Source organism: Streptomyces sp. NPDC006208, from assembly GCF_040613775.1.
Classification (GTDB): Bacteria; Actinomycetota; Actinomycetes; order Streptomycetales; family Streptomycetaceae; genus Streptomyces.
Genome location: NZ_JBEXSW010000025.1, coordinates 126797 through 133552 on the forward strand (window position 1 = coordinate 126797; position 6756 = coordinate 133552).

General features: G+C 69.6%; 9 protein-coding genes, 1 pseudogene and 1 riboswitch. Of the genes and pseudogenes, 4 read left to right on the plus strand and 6 right to left on the minus strand.

The annotated features are described in order from the left end of the window. Positions 1-32: 32 nt before the first annotated feature. The 4 genes from ABZ208_RS21735 to ABZ208_RS21750 all read right to left on the minus strand — a co-directional run bounded on the left by ABZ208_RS21735 (position 33) and on the right by ABZ208_RS21750 (position 3103). Complete coding sequence (locus tag ABZ208_RS21735) at positions 33-1754, minus strand: urease subunit alpha (protein ID WP_356911099.1); 1722 nt, start codon at positions 1752-1754, stop codon at positions 33-35. After that, complete coding sequence (locus tag ABZ208_RS21740; RefSeq protein WP_356911100.1) at positions 1747-2058, minus strand: urease subunit beta; 312 nt, start codon at positions 2056-2058, stop codon at positions 1747-1749. Before ABZ208_RS21740 ends, ABZ208_RS21735 begins: the two co-directional genes overlap by 8 nt. A 13-nt stretch (positions 2059-2071) precedes the next feature. Further along, the gene (locus ABZ208_RS21745) at positions 2072-2374 is read right to left on the minus strand and encodes an urease subunit gamma (RefSeq protein WP_356911101.1); all 303 of its coding nucleotides are present in this window, start codon (positions 2372-2374) and stop codon (positions 2072-2074) included. A gap of 108 nt (positions 2375-2482) precedes the next feature. Then, a complete protein-coding gene (locus ABZ208_RS21750; RefSeq protein WP_356911102.1) occupies positions 2483-3103 on the minus strand; it encodes a helix-turn-helix domain-containing protein in 621 nt (206 codons plus the stop codon). Positions 3104-3210: 107 nt separating this feature from the next. Here ABZ208_RS21750 and ABZ208_RS21755 point away from each other — a divergent pair, with 107 nt between their 5' ends. Continuing rightward, positions 3211-4203, plus strand: coding sequence for an ABC transporter permease (locus ABZ208_RS21755; RefSeq protein WP_356911103.1), 993 nt, complete (start codon positions 3211-3213; stop codon positions 4201-4203). 102 nt (positions 4204-4305) lie between these two features. Here ABZ208_RS21755 and ABZ208_RS21760 read toward each other — a convergent pair whose 3' ends face one another. After that, a complete protein-coding gene (locus tag ABZ208_RS21760) occupies positions 4306-4587 on the minus strand; it encodes a type II toxin-antitoxin system Phd/YefM family antitoxin (RefSeq protein ID WP_356911104.1) in 282 nt (93 codons plus the stop codon). Between the two features lie 82 nt (positions 4588-4669). On the opposite strand from ABZ208_RS21760, the gene ABZ208_RS21765 reads away from it, so the two are divergent. The 3 genes from ABZ208_RS21765 (at position 4670) to ABZ208_RS21775 (ending at position 6593) form a co-directional block, all read left to right on the plus strand. Next, a complete protein-coding gene (locus ABZ208_RS21765; protein WP_356911105.1) occupies positions 4670-5299 on the plus strand; it encodes an ATP-dependent Clp protease proteolytic subunit in 630 nt (209 codons plus the stop codon). A gap of 7 nt (positions 5300-5306) precedes the next feature. Further along, positions 5307-5615, plus strand: a complete 309-nt coding sequence (locus ABZ208_RS21770) for a hypothetical protein (protein ID WP_356911106.1) — start codon at positions 5307-5309, stop codon at positions 5613-5615. A gap of 314 nt (positions 5616-5929) precedes the next feature. Continuing rightward, a riboswitch (cyclic di-AMP (ydaO/yuaA leader) is annotated at positions 5930-6114 on the plus strand. 2 nt (positions 6115-6116) lie between these two features. Further along, complete coding sequence (locus ABZ208_RS21775) at positions 6117-6593, plus strand: C40 family peptidase (RefSeq protein WP_356911107.1); 477 nt, start codon at positions 6117-6119, stop codon at positions 6591-6593. A 69-nt stretch (positions 6594-6662) separates the two neighbouring features. Here the strand turns inward: ABZ208_RS21775 and ABZ208_RS21780 are convergent. Continuing rightward, positions 6663-6756, minus strand: a pseudogene (locus ABZ208_RS21780) (serine dehydratase beta chain); the annotation flags it as partial.

Below are 6756 nucleotides of genomic sequence, written 5' to 3' on the forward strand. Positions count from 1 at the left end.
TTGCCGCGCGTGCGGCATCCGTCGCAGCGTCATCAGAACAGGAAGTAACGCTGTGCCATGGGCAGTTCCGCGGCCGGTGCGGGCTCGACCGGCTCACCGTCGATCGTGACGGTGAACGTGTCGGCGTCCACCTCGACACGTGGCATCGCGTCGTTCTCGCGCATGTCCGCCTTGGTGACCCGCCGCGTGCTGGTGATCGGTACGAACTTCTTGGCCAGACCCAGGCGTTCGGGCAGATCGTCCTCGATCGCCGCCTCGGCCACGAAGTTGAACGAGCTCCGTGCCGCCGCGGTCCCCAGCGCGCCGAACATCGGCCGCGGCAGGACCGGTTGGGGCGTCGGGATCGAGGCGTTGGCGTCACCCATCTGTGCGTACGCGATCTGGCCGCCCTTGATGACGAGCTGCGGCTTGACGCCGAAGAAGGCGGGATCCCACACCACAAGGTCGGCCAGTTTGCCGGTCTCCACCGAGCCGATCTCCCGGTCGAGTCCTTGGGCGACCGCCGGGTTGATCGTGTATTTGGCGACATAGCGACGTGCCCGGCGGTTGTCGGCCCGCCCGTCGCCCGGCAGGGCGCCCCGGCGCTTCTTCATCACGTGCGCGGTCTGCCAGGTACGTGTGATCACCTCGCCGATGCGACCCATGGCCTGGGAGTCGGAGGAGATGATCGAGATCGCGCCGAGGTCGTGGAGGACGTCCTCGGCCGCGATCGTGGACGGCCGGATCCGGGATTCGGCGAAGGCGAGGTCCTCGGGCACGGCCGGGTTGAGATGATGACAGACCATCAGCATGTCGAGGTGTTCCTCGATGGTGTTGACGGTGTGCGGCCGGGTGGGGTTGGTGGAGCTGGGCAGGACGTACGGCTCACTGACGACGGTGATGATGTCCGGCGCGTGTCCGCCGCCCGCTCCCTCGGTATGGTACGCGTGGATCGTGCGGCCCGCGATCGCGGCGAGCGTGTCCCCGACGAAACCCGCCTCGTTCAACGTGTCCGTGTGGATCGCGAGTTGGGCGCCGGTCTCGTCGCAGACGCTCAGGCAGGCGTCGATGACGGCCGGGGTCGAGCCCCAGTCCTCGTGGATCTTGAATCCGAGCGCCCCGCCCCGCAGCTGGGAGTACATCGCCTCACGGGACATGGTGTTGCCCTTGCCCAGCAGGCCGATGTTGACCGGGAACGTCTCCAGCGCCTCGAACATCCGGGCAAGGTGCCACGGCCCCGGCGTGATGGTGGTGGCCTTGGTGCCCTCCGCCGGGCCGGTGCCGCCGCCGACCAGCGTGGTGACACCGGTCGCGAGTGCCTGGTCGACGATGGTCGGCGAGATGAAGTGAACATGGGCGTCGATGGCGCCCGCGGTGACGATCTTCCCGTTGCCCGCTATGACCTCGGTCTCGGGACCGATGACGAGGTCGGGATGGACACCGTCCATCGTGTCGGGGTTGCCGGCCTTGCCGAGGCCGGTGATCCGCCCGTCGCGGATCCCGATGTCGGCCTTGACGATGCCCCAGTGGTCGATGACGACGGCGCCGGTGATCACGGTGTCCGGCGCGCCTTCGGCCCGGGTCGTACGGGACTGGCCCATCGACTCGCGGATCACCTTGCCGCCGCCGAACACCGCCTCGTCGCCCGCGCGTCCGGGCCCGCCCGAGCGGTCGTCCTCGATCTCGACGAGCAGATCCGTGTCGGCGAGCCTGATCCGGTCGCCGGTGGTCGGCCCGAACAGGTCCGCGTACACGGCACGGCTGAGCTCAGCCATCGAGGGCACCTCCGCTCTCGCCGCGCAGGCCCGGGACGACCCGGCGGCCCGCGAGGGGTACGAGTTCGACCTCGACGGGGATGCCGGGCTCGAAGCGCACGGCGGTACCGGCGGCGATGTTCAGCCGCTTGCCGCGGGCCGCGGCGCGGTCGAAGTCGAGTCCGGGATTGGCCTCGGCGAAGTGGTAGTGGGAGCCGACCTGGACGGGACGGTCGGCGGCGTTGACGACGGTGAGGGCTGTGGCCTCGCGGCCCTCGTTCAGGCGCACCACGGCGTCGGCGAAGAGGATCTCTCCGGGAATCATCGGCGGCGCCCCCTCACACGATCGGATCATGCACGGTGACGAGCTTGGTGCCGTCAGGGAAAGTGGCCTCGACCTGGACGTCGTGGATCATCTCGGGGATGCCCTCCATGACGTCGGCGCGGGTGAGCACTGTACGACCGGAGGCCATCAGCTCGGCGACGCTGCGGCCGTCCCGTGCACCCTCGAGGATGTGCGAGGTGATCAGGGCGACAGCTTCGGGGTGGTTCAGTTTCACCCCGCGCGCCCTGCGCTTCCCGGCCACATCGGCGGCCACATGGATGAGAAGTCGTTCCTGCTCGTGCGGGGAGAGTTGCACGCGTCCACCTCACTGTCGTCCGGCCGTCAACCTTCTGGGCGCGGCAGGGTCCCTGGGGGCATCTCACGACCAGGGAGTGAACGTTAGGACGCAAGTTTTTCCGGCGCGTTAACTGAACTCGGGATCGTGCATGGACATCAGGGCCCGCAGCCCGTCCTCGATGGCCTCGACGCGCACATCACCGAACAGCGCCTGCTGTGCGATGAACCCCTGAGCGGTGGCGATGAGGGTGCGGGCCACATGGTCGGCAGGCACATCCGCGTCCATCAGCCCCGCCGCGCGGTAGGCGTCGACGAGCGTGGCCCAGGCCAGGCGCAGACCGGCGTATCCATCGGCCAGCGTGGCGGCCAGATGTTCGTTGCGCAGGGTCTCGGACCACACCTGCAGCAGCAGCCGCGCGAAGGCCTGCCCGTCCCCGCCGGGCACCTTCTCGATCAGCATGTGGCGCAGCACCCGGCCGAGCAGCACATCGGGCGTGGGCGGCGGGTCCAGCCGGGCCGCGTCGTCGAAGGCGGCGCGGATCTCACCGAACGCCTCCCCCGCGATGGCCTCGATCAGCTCCTCCTTGCTGCGGAAGTAGCGGTAGACCGCACCGGCGGAAAGGCCCGCCTCCCGAAGGATGTCCTGCATCGACGTGGCGTGGAATCCGTTCCTGGCGAAGCAGCGGGCCGCGCCGTCGAGGATCTGCCGGCGGCGGGCGTCGAGGTGTTCCTGGGATACGCGGGCCATACCGCCGAATCTAAAACGAACATTCCTTCTTGACAACCCGCCACCCCGGGGAGACAGTGGGCCCACCTACAAAAACGAACGATCATTCTTTTTAGTCGGGAGAGATCATGTCCGCTACGCCCACCCGCCGCATGGTCGCGGTGATGGTCCTGGTTCCGGTCGTGGTGGCTCTGGCCCTGTGGGCCTTCGCCTGGCCCTCGGCCCGTATCGCACCCCGCGACGTACCCGTCGGCGTCGCCGGGCCGGCCGCCGCGGCCACCGAACTCGAGCACCGCTTCGAGCAGCGGGAGGGAGCCTTCGACGTCCACCGCTACGACGACGGGGCCGCAGCCCGGGCGGCGATCGAGGACCGGGTCGTATACGGCGCCGTCGTCGTGACCCCGGAGGGACCGCAGCTCCTGACCGCCTCGGCGGGCTCACCGGCCGTGGCCCAGCTCCTGCACGAAGCGGTTGCAGGCGGGGCCCCGGCAGGCGCGGCGGTTCCGGTCACCGATGTGGTGCCGACCCCGTCCGGCGACCCGCGCGGGGGCGGCCTCGCGGCGAGCGTTCTGCCGATCGCCCTGGCGGGCGTCGCCGCCGGAGCCGCCGTTACCGTGCTGCGGCTGCGGGGTACGCGGGCCGTGACGGTCCTGGCCGGATCGGCGGTCCTGGTCGGCGTCACCGCGGTCACCCTCACCCACAGCTGGCTCGGGGTGCTCACCGGCGACTGGTGGACCGAAGCGGGTGCCCTGTCGCTGACGGCGTTCGCCATCTCGGCGACCGTGGCCGGGTTCGGCGCGCTGCTCGACACACGGGGCGTCGCTCTGGGGGCGCTGCTGATGGTCCTCATCGGCAACCCGTTCGCGGGTGCCGCCACCGCGCCCGAGCTGCTGCCGGAACCGGCCGGCGCGATCGGCCAGTGGCTGCCGCCGGGCGCCGGCGCGAGCGTGCTGCGCTCGGTCGCGTACTTCGACGGGAGCGGCGCCGGAGCCGGACTTCTGACTCTGTCGCTCTGGGCGGCGCTCGGGCTCACGGCGGTCCTGCTCGGCACAGCGCGCGCGACCCGGCCGGCGGTCACGACAGAGGCACGTCACGGAAGTGCGCCCGCACCGGTCGCCTGACCGGCCCGGGTCGTCACGGACCGGCCGCGCGTCCCCGCTGTAGCGGACGGGGACGCGCGGCCTTGTGCTGCGTGGAGCGCCCCGGCCCGTACGGAGCGCCGGTCAGCCGCGCTGTTCGGGGCGGCGGTGTTCCGCCGCGAGTCCGAACCGCCCGCGTTCGCCGGAAGCGGACGTCATCGGGCCGAGCGAGGAGACCGAGCTGATGACCTGCTCCTCGGCCGCATCCTGTTCCTGCTCGAGTCGTGCCAGGTCAGCGGCGGAGACCAGCGCCACGAGCGGCTTGCCGTGCCGGGTCACGACCACGCGTTCCCCGCCGTAGACGACACGGTTGATCAGATCCGCGAGCTCTGCGCGGGCTTGCGTCACCGGAATCTCGTAGGCCATGCTCCCCATCATAACGGCCTGTACGTCCTGTACATTTTTTACAGAAGTACAGGTTCCGGAGACGAGGAAAGGTACGACGCCCATGCACCGACCCGCCGCCCGCTACGCCCTGCCGCAGTTCACCGAGCGCACATCCACGGGCACGCGCACACTCGACCCGTACTCCAAGCTGCTCGACGAGCGGATCATCTTTCTCGGCACCGCGATCGACGACACTGCGGCCAACGATGTGGTCGCCCAGTTCCTGCACCTCGAGTACGCAGACCCGGACCGGGACATCTCCCTGTACATCAACTCCCCCGGCGGCTCGCACAGCGCCATGTCCGCGATCTACGACACGATGCAGGTCGTCACCTGCGACGTGGAGACCTACTGTCTCGGCCAGGCCGCCTCCACCGCCGCCGTGCTGCTTGCCGCCGGTGCACCGGGCAAGCGGATGGCCCTGCCCGGTGCGCGGATCGTGGTCCAGCAGCCCGCCACCGATGAGCCGTTGCACGGCATGCCGTCCGATCTGGAGATCCACGCGGCGGAATTGCTGCGGCTGCGGGACCAACTCGCCGGGATGCTGGTGCGGCACACCGGCCTGCCGGCCGAGAAGATCGCCGCCGACCTGGAGCGGGACATCATCCTCGACGCCGCCCAGGCCAAGCAGTACGGCCTGGTCGACCATGTGATCGACAGCCGCAAGACGTCCGTCTCCGGGGCGAGGTGAGCACTCCGTGCTCCCGCCCGAGCTGCCGCCGCTGCCCGCGCTGACCCGGGCCGAGGCCGACTTCATCGACAGCTATCTGGCCGTGGTCGATCTGCTGGGGCGGATCAACCCGGCCCGCGCCGGACACACCTACGGGGCACTGCGCGCGGCTCAGGCCCTGGTCAGCAGCGCCGCCGCACTCAAGGAGGCCCTGACACTCATGCACATGCGCGGCGAGAGCGAGGTGCACGCCGCAACCCTCGCCGAGGCGCTGCGGGTTCTCGACGGCGAACGGAGGGCGAACCGGGTGACGATGCCACCGAGGACTGCGAGCTGACGGCCATTCCGACCCTGTCAACCGCCATCGGGGTAGCGGCCCTTCTCCCCCGTTCGGTGGAGTCCCCGGAAGTTGTTGCGCGCTGGACGAGTTGCGCAACGCGATGACCGATGTGGCGCCGTGGACCGTTTCACCGCTGGTACGGCGAGGGCCGACGTCAGGCGACCGAGGGGGAAACGGTACTGAATACCCGAACAGATCAGTCGTGATTAGCTTCACAAAAGCCGTTTCAACTCGGAAAACGGACACAGGTGGGTCAGGATCCGTGGGACGACAAGCCCCCGCCACCTCGACGGGGCGGTCCGGGCGGACGCCGAGTCCTGCCGCCGCACCGGATATTGGTCGACAGAAGTGCATCGGCAGGAGTGGAGGACCCAGCAGTACGGGGTGACCGAGTACGCAGGTCGTCCCTTGGGGTGAAGCCGCTGACAGCGGCCGGGCGTCTTCGCAGGTCCGAACCCGACAGGTCATCCTTCACAGGCGGCTGACGAAGGGTTGCGCATGACTGCGCAGATGGATCTGGCGCTCCTCGTGTCACGAGCGCGTGCCGTATCGGTACTTACTCTCGCCGCTCTCGGCGGCACTCTGATCGCACCCGGCGGGGTCACCCCTGCCCATGCCGTCACGACCCATGCCACCAAGGCACTCCAAGTGGCCGCGTCGAAGAAGGGCTCGCCGTACCGCTACGGCGCCGCAGGGCCGAACCGGTTCGACTGCTCCGGGCTGACGCTCTACTCGTACAAGAGGGCGGGCAAGCGCCTGCCACGCACCGCCCAGCAGCAGTTCAACCGGACCCATCGCATCTCGGCGCGCAACAGACAACGCGGTGACCTGGTCTTCTTCCACTACGGAGGCTTCGTCTTCCACGTGGGGATCTACGCCGGGAAGGGCCGGATGTGGCACTCGCCCAAAACGGGCTCGGTGGTGCGGCTGGAAAGGATCTGGACGACGCAGGTCTGGTACGGCCGGGTGCGCTGACTGTCAGGTGCGCTGACGGTACGCCAGGCCCGTACCGCGGCGTCCGCGCGCCGCCCATGACGCCCCTGTGCCCTCGAGGCCCAGCAGGACCGCTTTCGGGGTGCCGTGGCCGTGGCCGGTCGCGCCCAGGGAGCCGTAGAGCTCCGCGCGTATCGCGGTGGTG

Coding starts and splice junctions, on each gene's coding strand:
- ABZ208_RS21735 (WP_356911099.1), bottom strand. CDS start 1,754: ATGGCTGAGCTCAGCCGTGCCGTGTACGCGGACCTGTTCGGGCCGACC.
- ABZ208_RS21740 (WP_356911100.1), bottom strand. CDS start 2,058: ATGATTCCCGGAGAGATCCTCTTCGCCGACGCCGTGGTGCGCCTGAAC.
- ABZ208_RS21750 (WP_356911102.1), bottom strand. CDS start 3,103: ATGGCCCGCGTATCCCAGGAACACCTCGACGCCCGCCGCCGGCAGATC.
- ABZ208_RS21755 (WP_356911103.1), top strand. CDS start 3,211: ATGTCCGCTACGCCCACCCGCCGCATGGTCGCGGTGATGGTCCTGGTT.
- ABZ208_RS21760 (WP_356911104.1), bottom strand. CDS start 4,587: ATGGCCTACGAGATTCCGGTGACGCAAGCCCGCGCAGAGCTCGCGGAT.
- ABZ208_RS21765 (WP_356911105.1), top strand. CDS start 4,670: ATGCACCGACCCGCCGCCCGCTACGCCCTGCCGCAGTTCACCGAGCGC.
- ABZ208_RS21775 (WP_356911107.1), top strand. CDS start 6,117: ATGACTGCGCAGATGGATCTGGCGCTCCTCGTGTCACGAGCGCGTGCC.